The organism is Streptomyces sp. CA-181903 (genome assembly GCF_050937075.1).
Taxonomy (GTDB): domain Bacteria; phylum Actinomycetota; class Actinomycetes; order Streptomycetales; family Streptomycetaceae; genus Streptomyces.
Map to the genome: position 1 here is coordinate 3,160,948 of NZ_JBNJLY010000001.1, position 26,958 is coordinate 3,187,905.

The 26,958-nt window shown below is 72.8% G+C and carries 19 protein-coding genes, 1 tRNA gene and 4 pseudogenes; 7 read left to right on the plus strand and 17 right to left on the minus strand.

The features are described from left to right. Window positions 1–806: 806 nt before the first annotated feature. From ACQEVS_RS14040 to ACQEVS_RS14050, 3 genes are all read right to left on the minus strand, one after another. Window positions 807–1,130 carry a hypothetical protein gene (locus tag ACQEVS_RS14040; protein WP_433020095.1) on the minus strand — a complete coding sequence of 108 codons (324 nt, stop codon included), beginning with the start codon at window positions 1,128–1,130 and terminating at the stop codon, window positions 807–809. Further along, the gene (locus ACQEVS_RS14045; protein WP_433020098.1) at window positions 1,127–1,474 is read right to left on the minus strand and encodes a hypothetical protein; all 348 of its coding nucleotides are present in this window, start codon (window positions 1,472–1,474) and stop codon (window positions 1,127–1,129) included. Before ACQEVS_RS14045 ends, ACQEVS_RS14040 begins: the two co-directional genes overlap by 4 nt. Before the next feature lie 129 nt (window positions 1,475–1,603). Beyond that, complete coding sequence (locus tag ACQEVS_RS14050; RefSeq protein ID WP_433020101.1) at window positions 1,604–2,401, minus strand: exodeoxyribonuclease III; 798 nt, start codon at window positions 2,399–2,401, stop codon at window positions 1,604–1,606. Window positions 2,402–2,467: 66 nt separating this feature from the next. On the opposite strand from ACQEVS_RS14050, the pseudogene ACQEVS_RS14055 reads away from it, so the two are divergent. Together ACQEVS_RS14055 and ACQEVS_RS14060 are read left to right on the plus strand one after the other, a co-directional pair. Then, window positions 2,468–2,950, plus strand: a pseudogene (locus ACQEVS_RS14055) (GNAT family N-acetyltransferase); the annotation flags it as partial. A gap of 233 nt (window positions 2,951–3,183) precedes the next feature. After that, complete coding sequence (locus tag ACQEVS_RS14060) at window positions 3,184–4,161, plus strand: alpha/beta fold hydrolase (RefSeq protein ID WP_433020104.1); 978 nt, start codon at window positions 3,184–3,186, stop codon at window positions 4,159–4,161. A gap of 152 nt (window positions 4,162–4,313) precedes the next feature. On the opposite strand, the gene ACQEVS_RS14065 is transcribed toward ACQEVS_RS14060, so the two are convergent. Beyond that, window positions 4,314–5,549, minus strand: a complete 1,236-nt coding sequence (locus ACQEVS_RS14065) for an ATP-binding protein (protein WP_433020107.1) — start codon at window positions 5,547–5,549, stop codon at window positions 4,314–4,316. Window positions 5,550–5,552: 3 nt separating this feature from the next. Next, on the minus strand, window positions 5,553–6,041 hold the full coding sequence (locus ACQEVS_RS14070) for a hypothetical protein (RefSeq protein WP_433020110.1): 489 nt from the start codon (window positions 6,039–6,041) through the stop codon (window positions 5,553–5,555). Between the two features lie 492 nt (window positions 6,042–6,533). Here ACQEVS_RS14070 and ACQEVS_RS14075 point away from each other — a divergent pair. Beyond that, a pseudogene (locus tag ACQEVS_RS14075) lies at window positions 6,534–8,666 on the plus strand (alpha-N-acetylglucosaminidase); the annotation flags it as partial. A gap of 160 nt (window positions 8,667–8,826) precedes the next feature. Here ACQEVS_RS14075 and ACQEVS_RS14080 read toward each other — a convergent pair. The 3 genes from ACQEVS_RS14080 to ACQEVS_RS14090 form a co-directional block, all read right to left on the minus strand. Continuing rightward, a complete protein-coding gene (locus tag ACQEVS_RS14080) occupies window positions 8,827–10,305 on the minus strand; it encodes a hypothetical protein (protein ID WP_433020113.1) in 1,479 nt (492 codons plus the stop codon). A gap of 175 nt (window positions 10,306–10,480) precedes the next feature. After that, on the minus strand, window positions 10,481–11,344 hold the full coding sequence (locus ACQEVS_RS14085; RefSeq protein ID WP_433020116.1) for a putative RNA methyltransferase: 864 nt from the start codon (window positions 11,342–11,344) through the stop codon (window positions 10,481–10,483). A gap of 215 nt (window positions 11,345–11,559) precedes the next feature. Beyond that, window positions 11,560–11,802 carry a DUF1963 domain-containing protein gene (locus ACQEVS_RS14090; RefSeq protein WP_433020119.1) on the minus strand — a complete coding sequence of 81 codons (243 nt, stop codon included), beginning with the start codon at window positions 11,800–11,802 and terminating at the stop codon, window positions 11,560–11,562. 452 nt (window positions 11,803–12,254) lie between these two features. Between ACQEVS_RS14090 and ACQEVS_RS14095 the strand changes: the two genes are divergently transcribed. Both ACQEVS_RS14095 and ACQEVS_RS14100 read left to right on the plus strand, forming a co-directional pair. After that, on the plus strand, window positions 12,255–14,702 hold the full coding sequence (locus ACQEVS_RS14095; RefSeq protein WP_433020122.1) for an aminotransferase class III-fold pyridoxal phosphate-dependent enzyme: 2,448 nt from the start codon (window positions 12,255–12,257) through the stop codon (window positions 14,700–14,702). A 2-nt stretch (window positions 14,703–14,704) separates the two neighbouring features. Further along, the gene (locus ACQEVS_RS14100; protein ID WP_433020125.1) at window positions 14,705–16,084 is read left to right on the plus strand and encodes an aldehyde dehydrogenase family protein; all 1,380 of its coding nucleotides are present in this window, start codon (window positions 14,705–14,707) and stop codon (window positions 16,082–16,084) included. Between the two features lie 314 nt (window positions 16,085–16,398). Here ACQEVS_RS14100 and ACQEVS_RS14105 read toward each other — a convergent pair whose 3' ends face one another. After that, window positions 16,399–17,175, minus strand: a complete 777-nt coding sequence (locus tag ACQEVS_RS14105; protein WP_433020128.1) for a TetR/AcrR family transcriptional regulator — start codon at window positions 17,173–17,175, stop codon at window positions 16,399–16,401. Between the two features lie 84 nt (window positions 17,176–17,259). Between ACQEVS_RS14105 and ACQEVS_RS14110 the strand changes: the two genes are divergently transcribed. Then, window positions 17,260–17,649 carry a VOC family protein gene (locus ACQEVS_RS14110; RefSeq protein ID WP_433020131.1) on the plus strand — a complete coding sequence of 130 codons (390 nt, stop codon included), beginning with the start codon at window positions 17,260–17,262 and terminating at the stop codon, window positions 17,647–17,649. 157 nt (window positions 17,650–17,806) lie between these two features. Here ACQEVS_RS14110 and ACQEVS_RS14115 read toward each other — a convergent pair. The 7 genes and pseudogenes from ACQEVS_RS14115 to galU form a co-directional block, all read right to left on the minus strand. After that, a tRNA-Ala gene (locus ACQEVS_RS14115) sits at window positions 17,807–17,880 on the minus strand. Between the two features lie 119 nt (window positions 17,881–17,999). Next, a pseudogene (gene sepX, locus ACQEVS_RS14120) lies at window positions 18,000–19,060 on the minus strand (divisome protein SepX/GlpR). Window positions 19,061–19,211: 151 nt separating this feature from the next. Beyond that, entirely contained in the window at window positions 19,212–19,817 is a 606-nt protein-coding gene (locus tag ACQEVS_RS14125) for a GNAT family N-acetyltransferase (RefSeq protein ID WP_433027544.1), read from the minus strand. Window positions 19,818–19,819: 2 nt separating this feature from the next. Next, complete coding sequence (locus ACQEVS_RS14130; protein WP_433027547.1) at window positions 19,820–20,326, minus strand: MogA/MoaB family molybdenum cofactor biosynthesis protein; 507 nt, start codon at window positions 20,324–20,326, stop codon at window positions 19,820–19,822. Beyond that, window positions 20,311–20,802, minus strand: a complete 492-nt coding sequence (gene moaC / locus ACQEVS_RS14135; RefSeq protein ID WP_433020134.1) for a cyclic pyranopterin monophosphate synthase MoaC — start codon at window positions 20,800–20,802, stop codon at window positions 20,311–20,313. Before moaC ends, ACQEVS_RS14130 begins: the two co-directional genes overlap by 16 nt. Window positions 20,803–20,967: 165 nt before the next feature. After that, window positions 20,968–22,313, minus strand: a pseudogene (gene glp, locus ACQEVS_RS14140) (molybdotransferase-like divisome protein Glp). 13 nt (window positions 22,314–22,326) lie between these two features. Continuing rightward, window positions 22,327–23,229 (minus strand): UTP--glucose-1-phosphate uridylyltransferase GalU, encoded by a 903-nt coding sequence (gene galU / locus ACQEVS_RS14145; protein ID WP_171166786.1) that lies wholly within the window; start codon window positions 23,227–23,229, stop codon window positions 22,327–22,329. Window positions 23,230–23,310: 81 nt separating this feature from the next. Between galU and ACQEVS_RS14150 the strand changes: the two genes are divergently transcribed. Beyond that, the gene (locus tag ACQEVS_RS14150) at window positions 23,311–23,907 is read left to right on the plus strand and encodes a 5-formyltetrahydrofolate cyclo-ligase (protein ID WP_433020138.1); all 597 of its coding nucleotides are present in this window, start codon (window positions 23,311–23,313) and stop codon (window positions 23,905–23,907) included. A gap of 37 nt (window positions 23,908–23,944) precedes the next feature. On the opposite strand, the gene ACQEVS_RS14155 is transcribed toward ACQEVS_RS14150, so the two are convergent. Further along, window positions 23,945–26,860: a penicillin acylase family protein gene (locus ACQEVS_RS14155; RefSeq protein WP_433020141.1), complete on the minus strand. Its 2,916-nt coding sequence runs from the start codon at window positions 26,858–26,860 to the stop codon at window positions 23,945–23,947. Between the last annotated feature and the right edge of the window lie 98 nt (window positions 26,861–26,958).

The window sequence follows — 26,958 nt, forward strand, 5'->3', positions numbered from 1 at the left end:
CGTACCTGCCACGCGTCGAGCCGCTCGTCGCCTACGGGACACGAGTCATCGGCCTGCGGCACGACCCAGATGTCCCCGAGCGACGCCCCGACCACCCCACCGTGAACCGCCGCGGCCAACGGCCCACTGGGCTCGCACCCGATCAACTCATAGGTCCACCGAGGCGGCCCGTCAAAGAACTCGGGCGCGTCAGCGCAAACGCCCCAGAAAACCTCGCCATCCTCGTCCCCGACCAGAGCGAACCCCGGCCCTTCCCTCAACTCGACCCCAACAGGCCATCCGTACCGCAGTGTTTTCCCCTTGCCGTATGGTTCCACCGAGATCGTAAACGGCCCACGCCACACAGACGCCGATATCCCCAGGCAGGGCAAGGCGTGCCTCTCCAGAGGCCGACGAATCGCTCAACTCCCTACCGCGCAGCGACCACCATGCTGTTCGGCGCGGAACGATGTGCTGATCAGGCGCTCACAATCTCAGCCATGAGCAGGCGCAGCGTCAGCGAGTACTTTTCCGATGGCAACTCGCTCATCGCTTGACGTGCGCATTCCACACCGCCTTCTCGAGCTCCCGATCGGGCGATCACGAGCCCCCGGCGCACCTCAAGGCGCGTTGCGAAGCGCGGCAGCGCTCACGGCAAAGCTTGTCGCGCTGCGTCCTGGGCCGATCGCCGTACACTCGTCCCCCAGCCGCGCGGCGAGCAGCGACAGGAAGACGTTCATTCGCCACCCCGAGGCCCCGGATCGGTGGCGTGGCCAGTAGCGGTGTCGGAGCGCGCTGAAACGCTCACTGGCCGGAGTGCGAACCGGTCACTGCCAGAAGACTTCTTCTACCACGAGTTGTGGGTCATCGGTCCGGCGCACAAACGTGTACTTCAACCAGCCGTGTCCACTGTCGAAGTAGAGAACGCGAGGGCCTTTCGGATCACTGGACCGGGCGGGCTCGACGAACATGCCTTCGGGCAGAGCGGCACCCACGTCGACCCCACGGAAGTACGGGTCATCCACCGTGACCAGCTCCGCGCGGGCTGCGTCGATCGTCTTCCGCACACTCTCCGGCAGGGCGTCGCGTGCGGCTTGGGCCTTGAGGGTCCAGTCCAGTTGCCACGGCGGCCCCATGAATCCTTCGGTCACCGGCCGGGCTCCGTGCGGGCCGCCATATGGCGAATGTTGGACGCCTCCTCAAGGAGCGCTTTGGCTTCGGCCGAGTCGGTGCACTCGTAAGCGGCCCGGTGCTCCAGGCCGGTGACGTGGGCGTCAAGCCGCGGGTCGCGGGCGATCGCGTACTCACCCCACCAGCGGGCCATGAAGGCGGGCACGGTACTGATGTCGTACGTGTCCGCTACGTACCGCTTCCAGTGCGCGTCGAAGTCGGGCAAGAGTTGCGGGGCGTGCTGGGCAATGGCTTCACGGAGGGCCCTTGGGGTCCTTTCCGGCATGGGCGGAACGCCCGGGTCGTCCGCTGCGGCAGTGGTCATCGCGCCCCTCCTCAGTCGGCCTGTGCTACCTGGTGCGGAACTGCCTGCGCAGCCTATCGCCGCGGCCCCTGGCGTGGGCGCGGCGACAGACTCTCTCCCCCCAGCACACGGCGCATGCCGCGTGCCGCACTACCCCCCGTACACCACCGTCACCGGCGCATGATCACTCCACCGCTCCCCGTGCGAAGCCGCCCGCTCCACGTGCGCCTTGAGCGCCCGCTCCGCGAGGCCCGGCGTCGCGACGTGGTAGTCGATGCGCCAGCCGGAGTCGTTGTCGAAGGCGCGGCCGCGGTAGGACCACCAGGAGTAGGGGCCGGCGACGTCGGGGTGCTGGGCGCGGACGACGTCGACGTACTCCTCGAAGACCTTGGTGAGCCAGGCACGCTCCTCGGGGAGGAAGCCGGCGCTCTTCCGGTTGGCCTTCCAGTTCTTGAGGTCGGCCTCCTGGTGGGCGATGTTCCAGTCGCCGCAGACGAGGACCTCGCGGCCGTCCGCCGCGGCGCGGGTCTTCAGGGAGACGAGGTAGGGGAGGAACGCGTCCATGAAGCGCTCCTTCTCGTCCTGCCGCTCGGTGCCCACCTCGCCCGAGGGCAGGTAGAGGCTGGCGACGGTGACGCCCGGGAGGTCGATCTCCAGGTAGCGCCCGGTGCCGTCGAACTCGGCGGAGCCGAAGCCGACCCGTACCGCGTCGGGCTCGCGCCGGGTGTAGACGGAGACGCCGGCCCGGCCCTTGGCCGCGGCGGGGGCGTGGAAGGCGTGCCAGCCCTCGGGCTCGCGCACCTCGTCGGGGAGCTGCTGCGGCTCCGCGCGGACCTCCTGGAGGCAGACGACGTCGGCGTCGGTCGCCGCCAGCCACTCCACGAAACCCTTTTTGGCGGCGGCGCGCAGGCCGTTCACGTTCACGGAAGTCACAGTCAGGGTGAGCATTCCGGCACGATACCGACTTTGCGGGCGCCCCTGTCGTCCCCGGTCAGGTGATCGTACGATCGCGGGATGCGGATTCTGCCTGTGTCCTTCGGCCATCCGGACGCCGTGAAACTCAGCGATGAAGTGCAGCTGGAGTACCAGGTGCTCTACGGGGACGGGGGCGACATGACCCCCCTGGAGCCCGCGCACTTCGCCCCGCCGCGTGGCCTATATCTCATCGCGTACGAGGACGACGGCACTCCCGTGGCCTCCGGCGGCTGGCGCGCGCAGGACCGCGGCGACGAGGGGTACGCGGACGGCGACGCCGAGCTCAAGCGGATGTACGTGGTGCCGGCCGCGCGGGGACGCGGGCTGGCGCGGCGGATCCTCGCGCTGCTGGAGGAGGACGCGCTGGCGGCGGGCCGGCTGCGGATGGTCCTGGAGACCGGGACGAAGCAACCGGAGGCGATCACCCTCTACACGTCGAGCGGTTACGCGCCGGCGGAGCGGAAGTTCGGCCTCTACCGGGAGTACGAGTCGAGCCGCTGCTTCGCCAAACCGCTGCGGCGCGGAGCCGTCCCCCCGGCCGTCGCCGTCCCCCCGGCCGTCGCCGTCCCCCCGGCCGTCGCCACCCCCACGGCCATCGCCGCCCCCACGGCCGTCGGGGCGGACACCGGTGGTGCCGTCCCGCAGGAGCCCCCGTCCCGCTCCCGGCGGTAACAGGGCCCCCGATGGCCAGGAGTTCCGGCCGTCCTAGGGTGGCGGAGTACGGCATCGCCGGCCCGAGTTGCCAGGAGGTACGCATGATCGACGCGGTCAGCCACCGTGACGTCGAGGTGAACGGCGTCAGACTGCACATCGCGGAGCAGGGCGAGGGCCCGCTGGTCCTGCTGCTGCACGGCTTCCCCGAGTGCTGGTATTCCTGGCGGCACCAGTTCGGGCCGCTGGCCGCGGCCGGCTACCGGGTGGTGGCGCCGGACCAGCGCGGCTACGCCCGCAGCGACCAGCCGGAGCGGATCGACGCCTACACCATGCTGCACCTGACCGGTGACGTGGTCGGCCTGATCCACGCCCTGGGCGAGCGGCAGGCCGTGGTCGTCGGACACGACTGGGGCGCACCGGTCGCCTGGAGCACCGCCCTGCTGCGCCCGGACCTCGTACGCGGCGTGGCCGGGCTGAGCGTCCCGCCGACCCCGCGCGGCACGCTCCGGCCGCTGAGCGAGATGCGCGCGAAGCTGGGCGACGACTTCTACCAGGTGCACTTCCAGGAACCGGGCGTCGCCGACGCCGAGTACGCCGCCGACATCGCCGGCACCTTCCGCGGACTGCTGACCGCCGCCTCCGGCGACAGCCCCACCCCCATGGGCGTGGTGGCCGGAAGCGGATCCTCCGCGGCCGCCATGCCGCGGCCCGACCGGCTGCCCGGCTGGCTGACCGAGGCGGACATCGAGGTCTTCGCCGGCGAGTACGCCCGGCACGGGGAGCGGGCCTTCACCGGCGGCCTCAACTGGTACCGCAACATCGACCGCAGCTGGGAGCTGCTGGCCGCCTTCGACAGCCGGGTCATCGAGGTTCCGGCGCTGTACGTGGCGGGCGACCGCGACCTGGTGATGTCCTTCCCCGGCATGGACGAACTGCTGCCCGCGCTGCCCGAGGTGCTGCCCGGCCTGCACCGCAGCCTGATCCTCCCCGGCTGCGGCCACTGGACCCAGCAGGAGCGGCCCGAGGAGGTCAACTCGGCGCTGCTGGACTTCCTGGGGAGCCTGCCCGAGGACTCGTAAGGGCACGGAGGGCTCGTAAGGGCGCGGAGGGCTCGTAAGGGCGCGGAGGGCTCGTAAGGATACGGAGGGCTCGTAAGGGCGCGGAGAACTCGTAAGGATACGGAGGGCTCGTAAGGGCACACAGGACTCGTAAAGGCGCAGAGGCACCCCCTCTACCCCCGCCCTCCCCCGTCCGGCACCGCCCCCCGCACCGCTCCCCGCAGGTCCAGCACCGCCTCCGCCCCGCCCTCCGGCCGGTTCGCGAAGGTCAGCTGGGCGCCCAGCACCCGCGCCTGCCCCGCGGCGATCGTCAGTCCGAGGCCGAGCCCGGCGCCGGACTCCGTACGGAAGCGCTGCGGGCCGTGGAGCAGCAGCGGTTCGGGGAAGCCGGGGCCGGCGTCGCGGACGCGGATGACGCCGCCGTCCACCTCGGCGACGACGGGTTCGGCGCCGTGCCGGTAGGCGTTGGTGACGAGGTTGGTCAGTATGCGTTCGACGCGCCGCGCGTCCGTCTCCACCAGGCAGTCGCGCACCACCCGCACCTCCGCCGCCGTACCGCCGGGTCCGGCCGCAGCGCCGGCGGCGCGGCGGGTGAGGTCGCCGAGGGCGCGGACGTCGGTCTCGACCCGTTCGGTGTCGGCGTCCAGCCGGGCCACCTCCAGGACGTCCTCCATGAGGGTGTGGACCCGCCGGGCCCGCTCCTGGACCATCTCGGCGGGCCGGCCGGGCGGCAGCAGGGCCGCCGCGGCGACCAGCCCGGCGACGGGGGTGCGCAGTTCGTGTGCGATGTTGGCGGTCACCTCGCGCTCGGCCTGGAGGCGGGCGGCGAGCGCGTCGGCCATGGTGTTGACGGCGATGGTCAGCCGGGCGATCTCGTCCTTGCCGCCGCGCGGCCGGAGCCGGGCGGTGAGGTCGCCGTCGGCGATGCGCTCGGCGATGCGGGCGGAGGCGTTCAGCCGGCGGCCGGCGAACGTCGCCAGGCCGACGCCGACGATGCCGGAGAAGGCGGTGCCCAGTCCGCCGGCCGCCCACAGGACGTCGTCGAGGTCCTCCAGGTTGCGGGTCTCGCGGCGGTAGGGCCGCTTGAGGACGATCATGTCGTCGCCGACCCGGGTGGCCGCCCACAGCACCGGTTCCCGGCCGCCGCGCTCCAGGTAGGTGGCGCGTTCGCCGGCCTCCGCCGCCTCGCGCAGCGGGGCCGGCATGCCGTCGGGGTTGACGAGGGTGTGCTGCCGGTCGATGCCCGCCGCGTGGTCGTCGACGGCGTTGGCCAGCCGCGCCTCGATGGACTCGCGGGCCGTGGCGAGCTGGTTGACGCCGGTCCGGTGGTGCACTACGAACCCGATGAGGACGGAGACCAGCGCGGCGGTGACGGTGATCGCCGCGCCGATCTTCGTTCGCAGTCCCATGGGTCAAGGCTCCTCGACGGCCGACGCTCCCGGCTGACGCTCGGGTACGAAGAGCCGCAGATCACGCAGCTCGTTGTGCTGCTCGGGCGGGAGCCCGTCGACGAGGACGGAGACCCGGCTGTAGTAGGAGTGACGATCCTGCCTTACCCGTCCGGAGAACCTGACGCGGGCCTCCCGCGGCCGGTCCCCGCAGACCGGGACGCACCAGGGCCCGGCGACCGTGCCGGCCGCCTCGGCGACCGGCCCGCCCCAGGACCGCCAGCGCAGCCGCGTGAGCCGTACGGCCCCGGCGATCTCGAACGTCGCCGGGCGGCTCAGCCCCGGCCGGCCGGGGCCCTCGCTGACGCGCACGGGCGGCGCGACGGGCGCCGGCGTCCGCGCCGGACCGCTCACCTCCAGCCCACCGGGCTCCGAACAGCCGGTGAGCAGCCCGCCGGACAGGCCCGTGGCGAGGAGCGTGAGGATGCCGGAGACGGCACCGAGTCGTCGCACGGCGTTCCTCGGGTACGGGAGGGGGCCCGGGTTCCCCGGGTACGGAAGGGGGCCTGCGGGCGGGAGGGTCCTCGGGGACGACAGGGAGGGCAGGGAAGGCACGGAAGGCGGAAAGGGCACGGACACGACGGCCCCGGCGATCGGGGCGGCCGCCGGAAAGCGCCGAATGGGGGACGGACCACCGACCCGAAAGGGGCCATTCGCAGTAAATATTACCGGTGTGACTGATTCGCCCAGGGCGCTCTTGACGTTCGGCGGTCGCGGGCTCATAGGATCTCGGCGCTCAAGTGGTCCAGGCCGGTAGCCGCAGCTGCCTCGGAGGTCACTCATGCACATCGCCCGTCGCTCGGTCCTCGGCGCCCTGGCCGGCTCCGCCGCGCTCGGCGCCCTCGGCGCCTCCTCCGGGGAGGCCGCGGCGGCCGCCCAGCCGCCCCCGGTGCCCCGGGAGTCCCGGCCGCACAAGGCAGACCGGACGGCCCGGACGGACCGGACGCGCCGGCCGAGCCGGACGGGGCGACCACCACGGGCAGCGCCACGGGCAGCGCCGCCGCCACCGCGCTGGCCCGCCTCCTCCCCCGCCACCACCGCCAGGTCACCTTCCGCACCGTGCCCCGCCGCTCCGGCGCGGACGTCTACCGGGTCACCGGCCGGGCCGGGCACATCCTCGTCGAGGGCAGCACCCCGGCCGTCCAGCTGACCGGCTTCCACCGCTACCTGCGGGACGTCGCCCACGCGCACTTCTCCTGGAGCGGCGAGCGGACCGCCCTGCCCGCCACGCTCCCCGCCGTCCGCGGCACGGTCGCCGCCGAGGCGAACGTCCGCCACCGCTTCGCGCTCAACGACACCAACGACGGCTACACCGGGCCCTACCGGGACTGGGCCTACTGGGAACGCGAGATCGACGTCCTCGCCCTGCACGGCTTCAACGAGGTGCTGGTCTACGCGGGCGCCGACGAGGTCTACCGTCGAACGTTCATCGAACACGGTTACACCGACGCGGAACTCCGGAACTGGGTTCCCGGGCCCGCCCACCAGCCCTGGTGGCTCATGCAGAACATGAGCGCCTTCGGCGGCCCCGTCTCCCGCGCCCTCCTCGACCGCCGGACCGCCCTGGCCCAGCGGATCGTGCGCCGCCTGCGCGAGCTCGGCATCACCCCCGTCCTCCCCGGCTACTCGGGCACCGTCCCTCCCGGCTTCACCCGGCGCAACCGGGGTGCCCGCACCGTCCCGCAGGGCGACTGGGCCGGCTTCCCCCGGCCCGACTGGCTCGACCCGCGCACCGCCCACTTCGCGCGCGTCGCCCGCACGTACTACCGGGTGCAACAGGACCTGTACGGCGCCTCCTCGATGTACAAGATCGACCTGCTGCACGAGGGCGGCACCCCCGGCCCCGTCCCCGTCGGCGCCGCCGCCCAGGCCGTCGAGAGGGCCCTGCGCACCGCGCACCCCGGCGCGACCTGGGCGATCCTCGGCTGGCAGACCAACCCCCGGCGGGAGATCCTCGACGCCGTCGACCGCTCCCGGATGCTCGTCCTCGACGGCATCCCGGACCACTACCCGCGCGTCACCGACCGCGAGAAGGACTGGGGCGGCACCCCGTACGCCTTCGGCACCATCTGGAACTTCGGCGGCCACACGGCGATGGGTGCCAACACCCGGGACTGGGTCTCCCTCTTCCACCGCTGGCGCACCAAGAAGGGCAGCGCCCTGCGCGGCATCGCCCTGATGCCGGAGGCGGCCGACAACAACCCCGCCGGGCTCGCCCTCTTCTCCGACCTGGCCTGGACCGAGGGGCGGATCGACCTCGAGGACTGGTTCGCGCGGTGGTCCGTCCAGCGGTACGGCGCCGCCGACCCCAACGCCCGCCGCGCCTGGGACGTCCTGCGCCGCACCGCCTACGGCACCACCCGCGCCGACGGCTGGAGCGAGGCGGCCGACGGCCTCTTCGGCGCCCGCCCCGACCTGGCCGTCGACCACGCCGCGGCCTGGTCGCCGCGGCGACTGCGCTACGACGCCGCGGCCTTCGACGAGGCGCTGCCCGCGCTGCTCGCCGTCGCGCCCGCGCTGCGCGGCAGTTCGGCGTACCGGTACGACCTGATGGACGTCGCCCGGCAGTGCGTCAGCAACCGGAGCCGGCTGCTCCTCCCCCGGATCAAGGCGGCCTACGACGCGGGCGACCGGGCCCGCTTCCGGTCCCTGACCCGGCAGTGGCTGGACTGGACGGACCTCCTGGAGGAGACCGTCGCCACCAGCGAGCGCCACCTGCTCGGCCGCTGGACCGCCGAGGCCCGCGCCTGGGGCGGCACGGCCGCCGAACGCGACCGGCTGGAGCACGACGCCGTCTCCCTGCTGACCGTCTGGGGCCCGCGCGCCTCGGCGGACGGCGGCAAGCTGCACGACTACGCCAACCGCGAGTGGGCGGGACTGGTCGGCGGCCTGTACCGGCTGCGCTGGAAGACGTACTTCACGGAGCTGGAGGCGGCGCTCGCGGCCCGGCGGAAGCCCAAGCCCATCGACTGGTACGCGCTGGAGGACCGCTGGACGCGCAAGCGGCCGGCGTACCCGGCGAAGCCGTCGGGCGACATCGTGGCGGTGGCCAGAAAGGTGGCGGCGCGGCTGGTATAGCCCGTTGGGGGTGCCCCCTCTGGGGGAGTTCGAGGACGAGCGACGAAGTCGCGACAAGGGGGGTTGGGGCGCAGCCCCAGGAAACGGCGAATGGGGGTGCCCCCTCTGGGGGAGGGACCGGGGCACAACCCCCCGGCCCCACCCCCGGGTCACCCCCGGGTCACCCCTTCGACCCGGCGAGCTTCCACTCCCGGTGCAGCCCCGGCAGCGGCAGCTTCCGCTCGAACACCGGCGTGCCGAAGATCCTCAGCTGGAGCTGGAGCGCGCCGTTGAGGTCGACGCCGCCGAACGCGCCCCACTTCCCCTTCAGCGACTTCTTCCCGTCGCTCGACGCCTTGGCGGCGACCTCGCCCTCGGCCCGCAGGTACGGCGAGAGGTCGCCCGTCACGCCGACCGTGCCGTACAGCCCGACGGACGCCTCCGCGCCCAGCGCGGCCCGCACCCGGCCGCCGGCCGCCACCGTGGCGCGCACCGGGGAGCCCTTCATGGCCGTCTTGCTGACAGGCGCCCAGCCCTTGGCCCTGCTGTACGAGCCGCCGACCCGGAAGTCGCCCTTGACGTCCTGCTTCACATCGACGCTGATCTTCCCGTCGGCGTCCACCTGGAGGTAGCAGGTGAGGTCGGCGTTGACCACGACCGGCACCGGCCCGACCTGGACGACGGGGGCGGCGTGCAGCTTGGCGAACGGCAGGCGCAGCGGCTTGCCCTCCGTCGACGCGGCGGCCTGCCCCTTCAGCTCCCACTGCGCCGACCAGTCGCCGGCCAGGGCGAGGGACGCCGTACCGGGCGCGCGGCCGTCCGTACCGCGGCCGTCGTAGGCGAAGTCGACCTCGGGGGCGAGCTGCACGAAGCCGTCGACCGACGCCTTGGCCGAGGCGGGGGCGCCCTTCGCGGTGGCGACGGCCGTGGACACGTCCACGCGCAGATTGCCCAGCGGCAGCTTCGCGCCCTGCGGACCGAAGCGGAGGTTCCCGCGCTTGGCCCAGGACACCTTGACGCCCGGCACGAGCGGCTTGACCTTGACGGCGGACGGGTCGACGGCCACGGTGCCGTCGGCCTTGGCGTCGCCGAGGAGCGCCGGGAGGGTGGCGGGGGCGGTGCGCACCTCCAGGCCCTTGTCCGTCGTCCCGACGACCTTCGTGACCTTGGCCAGGACGCCGTTGGGGGCGCCGGGGGTGGGCGCGCTGGCGAAGACGTCGCCGACGGCGACGGTCTTCGCGGGGGCCGCCGGGCCGGTGCCGGGCTTGCCGCTCGGCCGCGTGCTCGGCCGGTCGCCGGGCTTGCCGGTGGGCTCGGTGCCCGGCTTGGCGGTGGTGACGCCGGAGATGACGGCGCGTCCGGTGGCGCGGTCGTAGGAGGCCACCTTGAGCGTCGACGTCCGCGCCCGCTGCTGCCGGGGGGCCGCCGAGGGGCGGTCCGTCGGCGCGCCGGGCGCGACCGCGGCGGCGCGCGACCCGAGGGGGGCCGCGGCGACCGCGAACTCCTGCTCGTGCGGCGCGGCCGGGGCGGCGGCGGCCGGCGCCGCGGCCCGGTCGTCCGGCTTGTCGGCGGCCTCGGAGCCGGACGACGAACACCCGGCGACCGCCAGGGACATGGCGGTCAGGACGGGGAACAGCACTCTCTTGTGGCGCTTGCGCAAGGGGGATCCTTCAGGGGGCGTGCCGCGCGGCAGCGGGACAGACTGCGATTACTCACTGGTAAGGAACCGCATGATCGTGTCATGCACGCCGCGACCCGAGGATCCGTCGGACGACGTCCGCCGGATGATCTCCGTCACAGCGAGAGGGTGGGCCGGTCCGTGAGCGAACGTTCCGTCAGGCGGCGCGGTACACCGACACCCGGCAGGAGACGGTGACGGGCAGCGGCAGCTCCAACGAGGCGAGCCGGTCCCGTAGTTCGTCCGGTGTCACATGCCGCGCGCTGGGCCCCATCAGCACCAGGTCCGTCACGTCCTCCGCGGACAGGGCGACGGTGTGCTCGTGCGTCTCCGCGCCGTCGGCCTCGAAGCGGTCGCCGAGCGTCCGCCGCAGCCGGTCCTCCTTGTCCGCGTCCACCGCGAGCAGTCCGAGGCTCTCGCGCAGCCCGGCCAGGTGGCGGGCGGTCGGCGTCACGACGACGAGCGCGCCGCCGGGGCGCAGCACGCGGTGGAACTCCTCGCCGTTGCGCGGCGCGAAGACGTTCAGCACGACGTCCACGGACCCGCCGCGCACCGGCAGCGGGCGCCAGACGTCCCACGTGGCCGCCCACGCCCGCGGGTGCGCCCGGGCCGCCTGCCGCAGCGCGTACTTGGACGCGTCGAGCCCCAGCCCGACGGCGCCCGGCAGCGCGTCCAGCGCGGCGGCGAGGTAGTACCCGGTGCCGGCGCCGGCGTCGAGCAGCGTGCCGCCGTCCGGGCAGTGCGGCGCCACGGCACCGGCCAGGGCCGCGGCCAGCGGGGCGTAGTGCCCGGCGCCCAGGAACGCCGTCCGGGCCCGCACCATGTCGGCCGTGTCGGCGCTGCCGGCCCGCATGCCGCCGGTCAGCAGACCGACGTACCCCTGGCGCGCGACGTCGAACGAGTGCCGCCCCGCGCACCGTACGGAACCCTCGGCCAGGGTGAGCCGCTCACCGCAGTGCGGACAGGCCAGGACGTCGAGGAGGCGGAGCCGCGCCTCGGGCGCGACGGGAAGGGCGGGCATGCGTGGTCCTCCGCAGCGATGGGCCGCGTGTCAGCAGTCGGACGGTCGGGATCGTCGGCGGCCCGGGCCGGCGCCTCGGGCGTGATCCCGCCTCAGCGAAAGACGTGCGGACAGCTGGAGAACGCCATGGTCACGAGGCTAACACGGGCCCCCTGACCCCCCGCTGGACCGCACACGCGCGCCCCCTTCCCCTTCCGCCCCTCCCCTTCGTCCCCTCACCCGCACTGCCAGGTGAGCACGGCCCGCTCGAACCGCCGCTCCGCCAGGTCCCGCCGGCGTATGAGCCAGTAGAGCGTGCCGGCGTCGCCCTCGGCCGCCGGGACCAGCCGGGCACCGGGCCGCAGCAACGCATGCCAGCGCTCGGCGACATCGGACGGAAGATGGGCACGGGCGATGCCCCGCAAGGTGTCTGCGGCGGACTGCTCTGCGGGAGGCTGCTCCACGGTGGACCGCGTCATGCTCCGATGATGCCGGGCACCACTGACAACGCCCCTCCGGTCACTTGGGCCCCTCCGCTCCGTCCCGCGCCGACGCCGCCCAGCGCACCGAAGGCGCGCCGACCGTCCGCAAGGAATTCCCCCGGCGCACCCATACGGAACGTTCAAGTGAGGCCACGAGAAGACCGGCCACCCGGAAATTATCGGAGCGCCGCCTTCCGCTCACTTTCCCCTCACCCGGACGACACGATCCATCACCGGATACCCCGGCCGACACGAATACGGAAAAGATCCTTCAACTCCGCGCGGACAACGCCTAGATCATCCCTCGTGGCCAGTTGAACCTTCCGCTTTCCCGCCCCTCCGCCGCCCACTAGCATCCGCGAAGAAACGGCCAGAGAAACAATCAGAGAAACCTCCAAAAGAACGACCGGAAAAGAAAACTTCCGACAATTTCCGATGGTGAGGGTGACATGGCGGCACCGCTGGTCAACGCAGACGCCCTGGTCAAGACCGACCGATCCCGGCTGATCCACCCGCACCTGCCCGGTGCCGCCGTCGATCGGATCATCATGGTGGAGGGCTCCGGCTGCCGGTTACGCGACGCGCACGGCCGCGAGTATCTCGACGCCACCGGCGGACTCATGCTCGCGCACGTCGGACATGGGCGGCGCGAGATGGTCGAGGCCGCCGCCGGGCAGATGACGAAACTCGAGTACTACAGCAGTTTCCACGAGTTCACCAACGAACCGTCCATCCAACTGGCCGACCGGCTCATCGACTTGGCGCCCGCTCCGATGGAGCGGGTGTACTTCACGAGCGGCGGCGCCGAAGCGGTCGACGCCGCACTCCGGATGGCCCGGCTCTACCACCACCGGCTCGGCCGGCCCGAGCGGACCTGGGTCCTCGCCCGCCACTTCGGCTACCACGGCGTCACATACGGCGGCGCCGCGGCCACCGGAATGCCCATGTTCCACCAGGGCTTCGGCCCCATGATGCCGAACGTCCGGCACCTGACGCCGCCGCTCCCCTTCCACCCGGAGATGTACGGCGGCGAGGACCCCACCGAATACTGCCTGCGCGAGCTCCGGGAGACGATCGAGGAGATCGGCGCGGAGAACATCGCGGTGATGATCGGTGAGCCGATCCTCGGCGTGGCCGGCGTCGTCGAACCCCCGGCCGACTACTGGCCGCGGGTCCGCGAACTGCTGTCGGCCCACGGCATCCTCCTCATCCTCGACGAGGTCATCACGGCGTTCGGCAGGACCGGCCACTGGTTCGCCTCCGAACGGCTCGGCGTCGCACCGGACTTCATCGTCACCGCCAAGGGGCTCACCTCGGGGTACTTCCCCATGGGCGCGCTCCTCGTGGCCGATCACGTGGCGGACGTGGCCACCCGGGACGAGGGGTTCCTCGGCGGGTACACCTACAGCGGCCACGCCACCGGCTGCGCGGTGGCCCTGAAGAACCTCGACATCCTGGAGCGCGAGAACCTCCTCGCGGCCGCCGTCGAGGTCGGCGACCGCCTCGGCGCCCGCCTGCGCCGCCTGGAGGAGCTGCCCATCGTCGGCCAGGTGCGGCAGACCGGGCTCATGCTCGGCATCGAGCTGACCGAGGACCCGGCCACCGGCGAACCGCTGTCGGCCGAGTGGGTACCGCCCCTGGTCCGGGAGCGCGCCGGAGTCATCGTCCGCAACAACCCCGACACCGTCCTGCTCAGCCCGCCCCTGGTGATGACCCACGAGGAGGCCGACCGGGTCGCGGCGGCGGTGACGGACGTCCTCACCGAGTACGCCGCCGGGACCCGCCGGACGACCCGCGCGCCGGCCCCGCCCGCGTCGGTCCTCGACACCCCCTGGGACCGCCCGCCCTCGATGCCCGACCTGCTCGCCGCCGCCATGGAATGGCACTTCGGCCCCAGGACCGGCTCCCGCTTCTGGCTGGAGCGGGCCAGGACCCTCGACTTCGACCCGCGGAAGGACGTCCGCACCGAAGCCGACCTCGGACTGTTCCCCAACGTCGTCGACGAGCTGCGCGACGCCCGCGTCGAGGACCTCGTCCCGCGCGGATACGGTGACGGGCCGATCCCGCTGGACATCTTCGAGAGCGGCGGCACGACCGGAGCGCCCAAGCGCGTCGTCTGGCTCCCCGACCTCCACGAGCGGCTGACCTCCTGGCACTCCCGCGTCCTGGACGAGCGCGGCGTCCCCCGAGGGGTGAACTGGCTGACGATCGGGCCGAGCGGACCGCACCTCTTCGCGCCCACGAGCCGGACGCTGGCGCATCTGCGGGGCGGCATCCCGTTCACCGTGGACCTCGATCCGCGGTGGGTGAAGAAGTGCGTCGGCGAGGGCCGGGCGGAGGAGACAAAGCGGTACGTGGAGCACGTCCTCGACCAGGTCGCGGCGATCCTGCGGAGCCAGGACGTCGGCGTCGTCTTCACCACGCCCCCGCTGCTGGAGGCGCTGGCCGGCCGCGAGGAACTCGCCGAGCTCGTCAACCGGAAGGTCCACACCCTCATCTGGGGCGGCTCCTCCATGAGCGTCGACACCCGCGCCCTGCTCCGCACCCAGGTGTTCCCCGAGGCGCGGCTGCTGGGCTTCTACGGGAGCACGATGGTCGGCGGCGGCATGTACGAGCGGGACGGCGTCGCCGAGCACGAACCGTCCGTCTTCGACCCGCCGTACCCGTTCATCAGCATGCGGGTCGTCGACCCGGACACCGGGAAGCCGGTGCCGTACGGCGAACGCGGCCAGGTGGTCATGAACCACATCAGCCGCGGCATGCTGCTGCCCAACAACCTCGAACGGGACACCGCGCTCCGCATACGCCCCGCCGAGCACTCCGGCGGCGACGCGGTCGCCGACATCCAGCCGGTCCGGACGTTCGACGGCACGAAGGTCATCGAGGGGGTGTACTAGGAATGCCCGGCTCCCCCGCTCCCCTCCTCCTCGACGCCCTCGGGCCCGGCGGCCCCTACCGCACCCAGGCCAGGGAGACCGTCCACGACGTCACCGGCCGACCGGTCGCGGAACTGAGCGTCGTGCCGCGCCTCTACGTCCGCCGCACCCTGGCGGCCCTCCGCCGCGCGGAGACCCCGCCGCTGGACGAGCGGACGGCGGCCCTGGCGGAGGCAGGCCGGCTGTTCGCGACCGCCACGATCGACGGCATGTCCGTCGAGCGGTACGAGCACACCGTCGCCCGGGTCGGCGGCCTGCCCGTGTCGGTCGTGCGGCAGGCCACCGGCACACTGGCGACGGGCCTGGCCGGCGCGTACGGCTTCGCCTCCCAGGCCCGGCCGCGCGGCAGCCGCGATGTGTCGGCCGGCGCCGGCACCGCGCGCTGGATCCGGCGCGGTGACGTGCTGTCCGTACTCGCCGCCGGCAACCACCCTGGCATCCACGCCCAGTGGGTGGAGGCGCTGGCCCTCGGCTACCGCGTCGCCGTACGCCCCTCCCGCCGCGAACCGCTGAGCGCGCACCGGCTGGTGACCGCCCTGCACGAAGCCGGCTTCGGCTCGGACCACGTCGCACTCCTGCCGACCGACCACGGCGTCGCCGACGAACTGATCGGCGGCGGCGACCTGGCCCTGGTCTACGGCGGCGACGCCGTGGTGGAGAAGTACCGTTCCGGCACGACCGTCCTGCCCCACGGCCCGGGCCGCGCCAAGATCCTCATCACCGCGGACGCCGACTTCACGCGCCACCTCGACACGATCGTCGACTCGATCGGCGCGCACGCCGGCGCGTCCTGCGTGAACACCACCGCCGTCTTCGTCGAGGGCGACCCGACCCCGGTGGCCGAAGCCGTCGCCGACCGGCTGGCCCGCCTGCCCTCCCTGCCACCGGAACACGACCAGGCGGTCCTGCCGGTCCAACGGCTGGACGAGGCACGGGCCCTGGAGAAGTACGTACACGCGGAGGCCGCCGGAACCACGGCCCGGCTCGGCGGCGACACCCTCGTCCACGACCTCGGCGACGGCGCCGCGGTGCTGCGTCCCGCGGTGTTCCAGGTGGACCGCGCCGATGCGCCGCAGACCCGCCTGGAAATGCCGTTCCCCTGCGCGTGGATCGCCCCCTGGAGCCGGACCGACGGCCTCGCCCCGCTCCGCGACACCCTCGTCCTCACCGCCCTCACCACCGACCGCCACCTGGTCTCCCGCCTCCTGGACGAGCCCACCATCCGCAACCTCCACGTGGGCGACCACCCGACCCACGTGTTGACACCGGGCCTTCCCCACGACGGCTACTTCGGCGAGTTCCTGATGCGCGGCAAGACCTTCACCGACCGGTCCGGTCTCTGACTCCTCGCACCGGGATCCCGCTCGGCCTTCCGCCGGACGGGATCCCGGTCACCGCGGGCTCCCCGACCCGCAGCCGCGCCACCAGGTCCGCCTTCCCCTTGGGCAGGGCGTCGCGTACGACGTACGGCGCATCAGGGCCGTCGAGCGCGAGCAGCGCTCCCCGCGGCTCGGCGGCGGGCAGCGGGCAGCGGGCAGCGGGCAGCGGGCAGCGGGCAGCGGGCAGCGGGCAGCGGGCAGCGGGCAGCGGGCAGCGGCACGCTACCGCCGGCCGGATACCGGGTGCCCGTGTACGCGTCCCAGAGCCGGACCGTCCCCTACACCCCCGCGTCCGGCCTCCGGTCGATGAGGACGGCGAGCCCGTCGAGGACGCGGCCGAGGCCGAACTCCCAGGCGTGCCCGGGGCTGTACGCGGCTCCCTGCGCGCTGCCCGCCGCCGTGCCCACGCGGGCGGCGACGGGATAGGCGCGGGGGTCGAAGACCTTCTCCAGCAAGGGGGCGTTGGCCGCCCACCACTGCTCGTCGTCCATCGCGCTGTCCTGCCGGGCGGCGCGAGCGTCCGCCGCCGAGCGGGCGTTGGCCTGGACGAAGGTGAGCAGAAAGGTCAGGGCGGCGTCCATCTCGACATCATCGAGGCCGAGTCCGTCCAGTGCCGACAGTTCGTGCTCGTATTTGGCCATCAGCCCCGGTCCCAGCGGCGGCCGGCCGGTGGAGACCGTCGCGGCCCACGGATGTTCCTCGAACATCTCCCTGTTCTCCTCGGCCACGGCGGTCAGCCTGGCCCGCCACGGCTGCCCGGCGGTGTCGGTCCGCGGCATCCGCAGATAGGCGGTGTCCAGCATGAGGTCCAGGAGTTCGGCCTTGCCCGGCACATAGGTGTACAGCGTCATCGGGACGACCCCCAACCGCTGCGCGACGCGGCGCATCGTGACCGCGTCCAGGCCGTCGGCGTCCGCCAGGTCGATGGCGACGGCGACGACCGTGTCGATGCTCAGCCGCTGCTGCGGACCACGCCGTGGGGCGTCCACCGGGACGCGCCAGAGCAGCTTCAGGGAACGGGCCGGATCGCCGGAGCCGCTTCGGTCAGGAGTCACATGGACATTCTGACCCACAACGCTTCTCTGTACATGGTACGGTGTACTGCGTACAGAGAAGTTGGGCCCGTTCGAGGAGGACTTTTGCCGATCACCGCTTCCGCCGTGTCCCTGAACGTCGACGACGTCGAGGCGTCCAGCGCCTTCCTCACCGACCACTTCGGATTCCGCAAGGAGATGAGCGCCGACGGCTTCGCTTCACTGACCCGCCCGGACGCCGGGATGAACGTCATCTACCTGCGGCGGGGCCTGGCGACCCTCCCCGACGACCAGCGCGACGACCACGCCGACGGAGTGATCCTCGCCTTCACCGTCGACAACCTCGAAGCCGAACTGGCCCGCCTGACCGCCGAAGACGTCACGATCACGATGCCGCTGCGCGAGGAACCATGGGGCGAGCGCGCCTTCCAGGTCACCGACCCCAACGGCGTCATCATCCAACTCATCGACTGGAACGCGCCCGTCACCCGCTGAGCCGCTCGCCGAAGGCACGTCGAGAAGGGGCTCACAACCGGCCGAGGTACGGCCCGATTTCGGGGGACACTCCCCACAGACCCCGCAAACGCAGAGATCCCGCCCGGCCTTTCGGCCGGGCGGGATCTCCCGTGACTGCTCCGGAACAGTCGTGTTGTGGACCTGAGGGGATTTGAACCCCTGACCCCCTCGATGCGAACGAGGTGCGCTACCGGACTGCGCCACAGGCCCTTGCAACGAGTGAAACTCTAGCACCCCGACCGGCTGAGAAGAAAATCGCCCTTCACGGCCCTCCCGCCGCTGACCAGCGCGAGGGCGCCCGAAGGGCGAGGGGGCGGCCGGAGCCGGGGTCACTCGTTGGCGGCGCGGGGGCGCTCCTCGTCCGCGTACTGGTCGAACAGCGGGGTGCGGCCGCGCTCGCGGGGGCGGCGGCGGGGCGGACGCCCCGGCGGTCGTCGGCCGGCTTGCGGTCGGGGGAGGGACCGGCGGTGCTGGAGCGGGCGGCGCTCCAGGTGTCCGGGGTGCCGAGGTCGGCGGCGTCGCCGGCGCGGGGGGCGACGGGGGCGGTGACGTAGGTGGGCAGCGGGACGGGTACGGGCTCCCAGCCGTCGCCCTCGGTGCCGCGGTCGCGCTGCTGGTCCACCCACTCCGCGTGGTCGGTCTGTTCGACCAGGGCGCGGCGGCCGGCGCTCGGCGAGGGTGTGGCCGGGGCGGCCGGGGCGCCCGCGGGCTCAGCCGCGACGGCGGGGGCGGGCCGACGGACGGTGTCCGCGGGGACGGGGGCGGGGGCGGCGACGGTCGTGGGGTCCGCCGCCTGCTGAGGGCGCGGGCGGCCCTCGCGGAGCCGCTGGGCGGCGAGTTCGGCCCGGCGCTGGTCCATGACGAAGGCGAACCGCCGCCGCTCCTGGACGCGCAGGTAGCAGATGTACGCGCTGAGGAGCAGCGCCGGGACGCCGGGGGCCCAGAGGAAGGCGATGCCGCCGACGCCCGCGACGACCGCGCCGAGGGTGAAGGCGAGGAAGAGGAGGACGGTGGTGCGGCGGCGGCGCGCGAGGACCTTGGAGCGGCGGGCGCGTTCGGCCGGGGTGGGCGACGTCTGGCCGGGCGCGGGCATGGCGGAGGGCCGGGCGGCGACCGGTGCGGTCGCGGCGTCCGGCTCCTGGGGACGCGCCGTCGGGGCGTCCGCCTTCACGTCCGGTGCCGGCGCGTCGGCGGAGGCGCCGGCGCGTTCGAGCTCCTTGGCGTAACGGCGCTCCATCCCCGCCCGTCCGGACAGCAGCCGGATGGCGGTGCTGAAGCGTTCCGTCGGACGGGCTTCGTTGAGCTCGTCCTGCCTACGGAGCCACATCGGCACCAAGTAGGCGGCCCAGGCCCCGACGATGACTGCGTAGATCAGGCCGCTGCTGCTCACACTGCACACGGTAGAGGGGTCCGCTCGGCGGATTCCGCCAATTGGCGCGGTGTGTCGCACGAACCGGCTGATATCTCGAACTTTTTTTGTGATTGTTGGGTTCGAAACCGAACATCGGCCGTCATTCGACAGTCAAATTCGAACGTTTATTTTATTTGGTGAGGCGGGACCGGTGCCACCGGCTGACCACCCCGTCCACCGCCTCCTCCGCGGTGAGCGCGTAGACCAGGTGGTCCCGCCAGGCGCCGTCGATGTGCAGGTAGCGCGGGCGGACGCCCTCTTCGCGGAAGCCGAGCTTCTCCACCACCCGGCGGCTGGGCACGTTCTCCGGGCGGATGCACACCTCGACGCGGTGCAGGCCGAGGGTGCGGAAGCAGTGGTCGGTGACGAGGGCGACGGCGGTCGGCATGACGCCCCGCCCGGCCACCGCCTCGTCCACCCAGTAGCCGACGTGCGCCGAGCACATCGACCCCCAGGTGATGCCCGCCACCGTCAACTGCCCGGACAGCCGCCCCTGGTACTCGATGACGAAGGGCAGCATGCGGCCCGCGTGCGCCTCCGACCGCAGGTGACGGACCATCTGCCGGTAGGTGGGGCGCCGGGCGGGCGGGCCGCCGGGCGGGGGCGGCGGGACGGTGGCCTCCCAGGGGCGCAGCCAGTCGCGGTTGCGCCGGTTGACCTCGCGCCAGGCGCGCTGGTCGCGCATGCGGATGGGGCGGAGCAGGACGTCGCCGTCCCGGAGCACCACCGGCCACATGGTCATGCCGGGTTCCGCGACGCGGGTCCCGGGTGATCACCGCCGTGCAACTGGTCCACGGCGTGGGCGAGTACCCGCCCGAGGACGGCCAGGCCGTCCCGCACCCCGCCCGTCGACCCGGGGAGGTTGACGATCAGGGTGCGTCCGGCGACGCCGGCCAGACCGCGGGAGAGCGCGGCCGTCGGCACCTTGGCGAGCCCCTCGGCGCGGACGGCCTCGGCGATGCCGGGCACCTCGTAGTCCAGGACGGCCCGGGTGGCCTCGGGGGTGCGGTCGGTGGGCGAGACGCCCGTGCCGCCGGTGGTCACCACCACGTCGTACCCCTCGGCGACGGCCGTCCGCAGGGCGGCCTCGACCGGGTCGCCGTCGGGCACCACCAAGGGGCCCTCGACCGTGCAGCCCAGCTCGGTCAGCCCGGTGACCAGCAACGGACCACCCCGGTCCGGATAGACGCCGGCGGCGGCGCGGTTGGAGGCGGTGACGACCAGGGCTCTCACGCGCGCCGCCAGTCGCCGGACTTCCCGCCGGACTTCTCCTCGACCCGGACGTCCGTGATGACGGCGCCCTTGTCGACCGCCTTGACCATGTCGACGACGGTGAGGGCGGCCGTGGTGACGGCGGTCAGGGCCTCCATCTCGACACCGGTGCGGCCGGTGGTGCGGACGGTGGCGGTGATCTCGATGCTGTCGTCGGTCAGCGCGAGGTCGACGGTGACGCCCGAGAGGGCCAGCGGGTGGCAGAGCGGGATGATCTCCGGGGTCCGCTTGGCGCCCATGATCCCGGCGATCCGGGCGGTGGCCAGCACGTCGCCCTTGGGCAGGCCCTCGCCGCGCAGCAGTTCCACCACGCGCGGCGCGACCAGCACCCGTCCGCTCGCCCGCGCGGTGCGGGCGGTGACGTCCTTGGCCGTGATGTCGACCATGCGCGCCGCGCCCGCGTCGTCGAGGTGGGTCAGCCGGGCGGGTGGGGGCTGGGTGCTGCTCATCGTTCTCCCGGTCCAAGGCCAAGGCCGTCAGTGGGGTGCCACCGTACCCGGAGGCGGCGGCGGTCGGTCGAGAGGATGACGTCCACTTCGGCGCCGGTCGGTCAGGAACGACGACGCGCGCCTGCGCGGCGGTCGGTCGAGAAGGATGACGCACCTCGGCGACGGTCAGTCGAGGAGGATGACGTCCACTTCGGCGCCGGCCGGGACGGAGGTGACGTCCTCCGGCACGACGATCAGCGCGTCGGCCCGCGCGAGCGCCCCCACCAAGTGCGATCCCGCGCCCCCGACGGGGGTGACCCGCCCGTCCTCGTACCGGCCGCGCAGGTACTGGCGGCGGCCCTTCGGCGACGGGCCGACGGACTCGGCGCACTCGGCGCGGACGACGGGGCGCTCCGGCGGTTCGAGGCCCATCATGGCGCGGACGGCGGGCCGGACGAACAGCTCGAAGGAGACGTAGGCGCTGACCGGGTTGCCCGGGAGGGCGAAGAGGGGGGTGCGGCCGGGTCCGAGCCGGCCGAAGCCCTGCGGCTTGCCGGGCTGCATGGCCAGCTTGCGGAACTCGACGCGGCCCTCGTCGCCGGAGAGCCCGGTCAGCGCCGCCTTGACGACGTCGTAGGCGCCGACGCTGACGCCGCCGCTGGTGACGATGGCGTCGGCGCGGACGATCTGGTCCTCCAGGGTGGCGCGCAGCGTCGCCGCGTCGTCCTCGACCGCGCCGACGCGGTAGGCGAGGGCCCCGGCGTCGCGGGCGCAGGCGGCGAGGAGGTAGCTGTTCGAGTCGTGGATGCGGCCGGGGGCGAGCTCGGCGCCGGGCGGGACGAGTTCGCTGCCGGTGGAGAGGACGACGACGCGGGGGCGCGGGCGGACGGTCACGGTGGCGCGGCCGATCGCGGCCAGCAGCCCGAGCTGGGCGGGGCCGAGGACGGTGCCGGCGGCGAGGGCGAGGTCGCCGGCGGTGACGTCGCTGCCGCGGGCGCGCACATGGGCGCGGGCGGTGACGGGACGGTGCACGCGGACCGAGCCGAGGCCGTCCCCCGCTCCGGAGGCCCCCGAGGCCCCGAGGCTCCGGAGGCGATGCCGCCGGCGGACATGGTGGTGGCGGGGCCGCCGCCGAGGCCGCCGTCGGTCCACTCGACGGGGACGACCGCCTCGGCGCCGGGCGGCAGCGGCGCCCCGGTCATGATCCGCGCGGCCTGGCCGGGCCCCACGGCGACGAGCGTCCCGTCGCCGCCCGCCGCGACGTCACCGACGACCGTGAGCACCGCCGGGAACTTCTCGCTCGCGTCCCGGACGTCGGCGGCCCGGACCGCGTAGCCGTCCATGGAGCTGTTGTCGAAGGGCGGCAGGGCGGCCGGGACCGTGACGTCCTCGACGAGCACGCAGCCCTGGGCGTCGAGCAGTTGGAGCTCGATGGGCTCCAACGGACGGACCGTGCGCAGGATGTCGGCGAGGTGCTCGTCCACGGACCAGAGGCGGTCCGCGCCCGTCGCGGCCGCGGCGGCGTCGCTCACAAGGCTCACAGGGCTACATCTCCTCGGTGACGTACCTACGAAGCCAGGCCCGGAAGTCCGGTCCCAGGTCTTCACGTTCGCATGCCAGTCTGACAATGGCACGCAGGTAGTCACCACGGTCACCGGTGTCATACCGGCGTCCCTTGAACACCACGCCGTGCACCGGTCCGCCGAGGCCCGGCTCGGCGGCCAGGGCCTGCAGGGCGTCGGTGAGCTGGATCTCGCCGCCGCGTCCGGGCGGGGTCTCGCGCAGCACGTCGAAGATCGCGGGGTCGAGGACATAGCGGCCGATGACGGCGTAATTGCTGGGCGCCTCGGCCGGATCGGGCTTCTCGACGAGCCCGGTGACCTCGACGACGTCCTCGGCGTCGGTGGGCTTGACCGCCGCGCAGCCGTAGAGGTGGACCTGCGAGGGGTCGACCTCCAGCAGGGCGATCACACTGCCGCCGGAGCGCCGCTGGATGTCGACCATGCGGGAGAGGAGGGCGTCCCGCTCGTCGATCAGGTCGTCGCCGAGGAGGACGGCGAACGGCTCGTTGCCCACGTGCGGCGCGGCGCAGAGCACGGCGTGGCCGAGGCCCTTGGGGTCGCCCTGGCGGACGTAGTGCATCGTCCCCAGGTTGCTGGACTCCTGCACGCGGGCCAGCCGGGAGGCGTCGCCCTTGCGGCGGAGGGCCTCCTCCAACTCGTAGTTCCGGTCGAAGTGATCTTCCAGGGGGCGCTTGTTGCGGCCTGTGATCATCAGGACGTCCGTGAGGCCCGCGGCGACCGCTTCCTCCACCACGTACTGGATGGCCGGCTTGTCGACGACCGGCAGCATTTCCTTGGGCGTGGCCTTCGTCGCCGGGAGGAACCGGGTTCCCAGGCCGGCGGCGGGAATGACAGCCTTGCTGATCCGAGGTCGCGCGTGAGTCATGGGACGAACACTATCCGTTGCGAATGAGTGGAAGATGCGGCTCCACCGAGTATGAACCGAGAAAAGGAGTTTGTACGAACAATGGGCACGGCAGATGGCGACAAGGCCGACTTGCGGCGAATTCTCCTGGACCGGCGCGCGGCCCTGAGCCCCGGAACGATCGAGTCCGCGCAGGAGGCACTGGGACGGCGCGCGCTCGGCCTGCCCGAGCTCGCGGACGCCGGCACGGTCGCCGCCTACGTCTCCGTCGGCCGCGAACCGGGCACCCGCGCCCTGCTGGAGGCCCTGCGCGACCGCGGCGTCCGGGTACTGCTGCCCGTCCTGCTGCCCGACAACGACCTCGACTGGGGCCTCTACCGCGGCCCCGACCACCTGGCCAGGGCCGGCCGCGGCCTGCTGGAGCCGGACGGGCCCCGGCTCGGCCCCGACGCCGTCACCGGGGCGGACGCCGTCCTGCTGCCCGGCCTCGCGGTGGACGGGCGGGGCATGCGGCTGGGGCGCGGGGGCGGCTCGTACGACCGCGTACTGGCGCGCCTGGAGCGCGCGGACGCGACGCCCGCCCTCGTCGTGCTCCTCTACGACGACGAGGTGGTCGCGCGGGTCCCGGAGGAACCGCACGACCACCCCGTGCACGCGGTGGTCACCCCTGGCGGGGTGCGCCGCTTCGCGCCGGCCTGACCGGCGCCCGTTCATCCGACGGAGGAGGACACGAGCCTCACGGCGTGAGCGTGAGCGTGTTCTCCGACGCCTTCTTCACCGCCCCCGGGGTGAAGGCCCACGGCAGCAGCTCGCCCTTGGCCCACTTGTCCGTCTGGTCGTAGTAGTTGGCGTGGTAGGCGTGGCCGGACGCGCCGGTGAGGTTGATCCACCGGGACTTGTCCAGGTCCTCCAGGTTGACGACCATCCGCATCGACGGCACCCAGACCACGTCGTAGCCGCCCGCCGCGTTCCAGCCGGCCGCGTCGACGGCGGCCTCGCCGCCGGCCAGGTTCCAGGGCCCGCGGTTGAGCATCCACCGGACGATCGCGGGGCCCTCCTTGCCGAGCGTCTGGTTCTTCAGGGTGAGCTGGTGCAGCCGGCCCCAGCTCCAGGAGGAGACGTCCTTGCCGAGCTTGGAGGTGAGTTCCCAGCGGGCGTCCTTCATGGCCCGGGCCAGCAGGTCGTCGCGGTTCTTCGCGCCCTTGCGCCCGCTGGTCTTCCACCACGCGTCGTCCGGCTTGTCGAGGATCGAGCGGACGACCTCGGTCCAGCGGTCGCCGCCGTCCGGCTGCGCCGCGTCCGGCTCGCGCTCGCCGCACTCGGTGACCAGGCGGGTCCCGCCGTTCAGGTCCTCCTTGGGACCGGAGTCGTTGGCCGGGGGCACCCGCAGGCACTGGCCCTTGACGCGCAGCTCCTTGGGGAGCTTGTTGCCGAAGGCGAGCTTGAGGGTGTTGCGCCAGACCGCGTTGAAGTAGGCGGCGGCGGCCGAGTCGGCGTCCTGCTTGTAGTCCCAGTCCTTCAGCAGGTCCTGGGCCTCGCGCAGGTACTTCGTCTCACGCTCGTTGGGACCCTTGAGGTTGATCTTGAGCAGGTAGGGCGTCAGGAGCTTGCCGATCTCGCTGGCGTTGTCCATCTGCATCTTCTGCATGTCCTCGGTCGAGATCTTCCCGCCGTCCTTGATCTTCGACTGGATGAGCTCGGTGATGCGGTGGCTGCGGGTGCCGTAGCCCCAGTCCGTGGTGAGCGGGATCGGGTACTTCGGGTCGATGACGGCCTGGTTGGCGGTCACGATGTAGCCGCGCTTGGGGTTGTAGTCCCAGGGCAGCGCGGTCGACGGGACGAAGCCCTTCCACTTGTAGGACGGGTCCCAGCCGGGCGCCGGGAGGCGGCCGTCGTGCTTCTTGTTGCGCATCGGGATCTGCCCGGGGGCCTGGTAACCGATGTTGCCCTTGGTGTCCGCGTAGATCAGGTTCTGCGAGGGGACGGCGAAGTCGAACGCGGCCTTCCGGAACGACTCCCAGTCCGTGGCCCGGTTCAGCTCGAAGACCGCGTCCATCGACTTGCCCGGGTCCAGGGCGGTCCAGCGCAGCGCGACGGCGTAGCCCTCGGCGCGATCGGGGGCCGAGCCCTTGACCGGTGCGTCCTGGCCGACCTTGCCCAGCTCGTCGTTGCGGTCGGAGACGAGCGGCCCGTTGTTGGTCTCGCGGATCGTGAACTCGCGGTCCTTGCCGCCCGCGACCTTCACGGTCTCCTTGCGGGTGTCGAGTTTCAGCTCCTTGCCGCCGAACTGGTAGGTGCCGTTGGGGGTGACCTTCTCCAGGTAGAAGTCGGCGACGTCGGCGCCCAGGTTCGTCATGCCCCAGGCGATGTCCTTGTTGTGGCCGATGACGACGCCGGGCATGCCCGCGAAGGTGTAGCCGGCCACGTCGTACGGGCACTGCTCGCTGGTCCTGGTGCAGTGCAGGCCCATCTGGTACCAGACGGACGGCAGCTGCGGCGCGAGGTGCGGGTCGTTGGCCAGCAGCGGCTTGCCGGTGGTCGTGTACTGGCCCGAGACCACCCACGAGTTGGAGCCGATCCCGTTGCCGTTGGGGCCGAGCAGGGCCGGGAGCTGGTCGAGCGTCTTCGACAGCGAGGCCAGGCCGGTGCGCAGGCCGCCGGTGGAGGCGCCGCCGGTGCCCTTGCCGGGGAGGCCGCCGTTGGGAACGCCCTGGGTGCCGGTGCCCGGAGTGCCCTGGGTGCCCTGGCTTCCCTGCGTGCCACGGTTGCCTTGGGTGCCGGGCGTGCCCTGAGTACCGGAAGTGCCCTGCGTGCCCCGGCCGCCGGGCGTCCCCTGAGTGCCCTGCGTCCCCTGCCCGCCGGTCTGCGACGACGGCGTGCCCTTGGGGTCGAAGGTCCTGTCGGCCGCGTCATAGGCGCCGCCCTCGACGATCGGCTTGTTCCGGTCGTACGGGTACGCCGGGTAGAGCTGATCGATCTGCTGCGGGCTCAGCCGGGTGGCGGCGAGCGAGCGGTCGATCTCGTCGCGCATGTTGGCCCGCAGGTCCCAGGCCATCGCCTTCAGCCACGCGACGGAGTCGACCGGCGTCCACTTCTCCGGCTTGTAGTCGTTCTCGAACTCCAGGGCCGCGTACTCGACGGACAGCGACTTGCCCTTGTGGTCGGCGAGATAGGCGTTGACGCCGTCCGCGTACGCCTGGAGGTACTTCTTGGTCTCCGGCGACAGCTTGCTGTCGTATTCCTTCTGCGCGGTCCTGCGCCAGCCCATGGTGCGGACGAAGGCGTCGGTCTCCACCTGTCCGGAACCGAACATCTCGGACAGCCGTCCGGCCGTCAGATGCCGCCGGACGTCCATCTCCCAGAAGCGGTCCTGCGCCTGGACGAAGCCCTGGGCGCGGAAGAGGTCCTCGGCGTTGTCCGCGTAGACCTGGGGAATCCCGTTGCCGTCCCGCTCGACCTTGACCTGACTCTTCAGTCCCTTGAGCGCGAGCGTTCCGGACGTCTCCGGGAACGAGGCGCGGACGGTACTGACGCCCCAGTACGCCCCGAATCCGACACCTGCCACGAGCAGCAGCACGAGGCTGATCACGATCAGGCGAGCGCGTCGTCCCTTCTTTTTCTTGCCGGAAGGGCCGGTGTTGTTGGGGGGCATCGCTGTCCTTCGCGGGGCCGGGTGGTCCTGGAGTGCTGGAAGCAACCATAGGCGCAGGGCGCCCGGCGGCCCGACGCGGAGTCGTCGCGGGGGCCGGG

What these genes read in the sequence shown, in the direction of transcription:
- ACQEVS_RS14045 (WP_433020098.1), bottom strand. Translation starts at nt 1,474, where the DNA reads ATGACCACTGCCGCAGCGGACGACCCGGGCGTTCCGCCCATGCCGGAA.
- ACQEVS_RS14050 (WP_433020101.1), bottom strand. Translation starts at nt 2,401, where the DNA reads ATGCTCACCCTGACTGTGACTTCCGTGAACGTGAACGGCCTGCGCGCC.
- ACQEVS_RS14060 (WP_433020104.1), top strand. Translation starts at nt 3,184, where the DNA reads ATGATCGACGCGGTCAGCCACCGTGACGTCGAGGTGAACGGCGTCAGA.
- ACQEVS_RS14065 (WP_433020107.1), bottom strand. Translation starts at nt 5,549, where the DNA reads ATGGGACTGCGAACGAAGATCGGCGCGGCGATCACCGTCACCGCCGCG.
- ACQEVS_RS14085 (WP_433020116.1), bottom strand. Translation starts at nt 11,344, where the DNA reads ATGCCCGCCCTTCCCGTCGCGCCCGAGGCGCGGCTCCGCCTCCTCGAC.
- ACQEVS_RS14090 (WP_433020119.1), bottom strand. Translation starts at nt 11,802, where the DNA reads ATGACGCGGTCCACCGTGGAGCAGCCTCCCGCAGAGCAGTCCGCCGCA.
- ACQEVS_RS14095 (WP_433020122.1), top strand. Translation starts at nt 12,255, where the DNA reads ATGGCGGCACCGCTGGTCAACGCAGACGCCCTGGTCAAGACCGACCGA.
- ACQEVS_RS14100 (WP_433020125.1), top strand. Translation starts at nt 14,705, where the DNA reads ATGCCCGGCTCCCCCGCTCCCCTCCTCCTCGACGCCCTCGGGCCCGGC.
- ACQEVS_RS14125 (WP_433027544.1), bottom strand. Translation starts at nt 19,817, where the DNA reads ATGTGGCCGGTGGTGCTCCGGGACGGCGACGTCCTGCTCCGCCCCATC.
- moaC (WP_433020134.1), bottom strand. Translation starts at nt 20,802, where the DNA reads ATGAGCAGCACCCAGCCCCCACCCGCCCGGCTGACCCACCTCGACGAC.
- galU (WP_171166786.1), bottom strand. Translation starts at nt 23,229, where the DNA reads ATGACTCACGCGCGACCTCGGATCAGCAAGGCTGTCATTCCCGCCGCC.
- ACQEVS_RS14150 (WP_433020138.1), top strand. Translation starts at nt 23,311, where the DNA reads ATGGGCACGGCAGATGGCGACAAGGCCGACTTGCGGCGAATTCTCCTG.
- ACQEVS_RS14155 (WP_433020141.1), bottom strand. Translation starts at nt 26,860, where the DNA reads ATGCCCCCCAACAACACCGGCCCTTCCGGCAAGAAAAAGAAGGGACGA.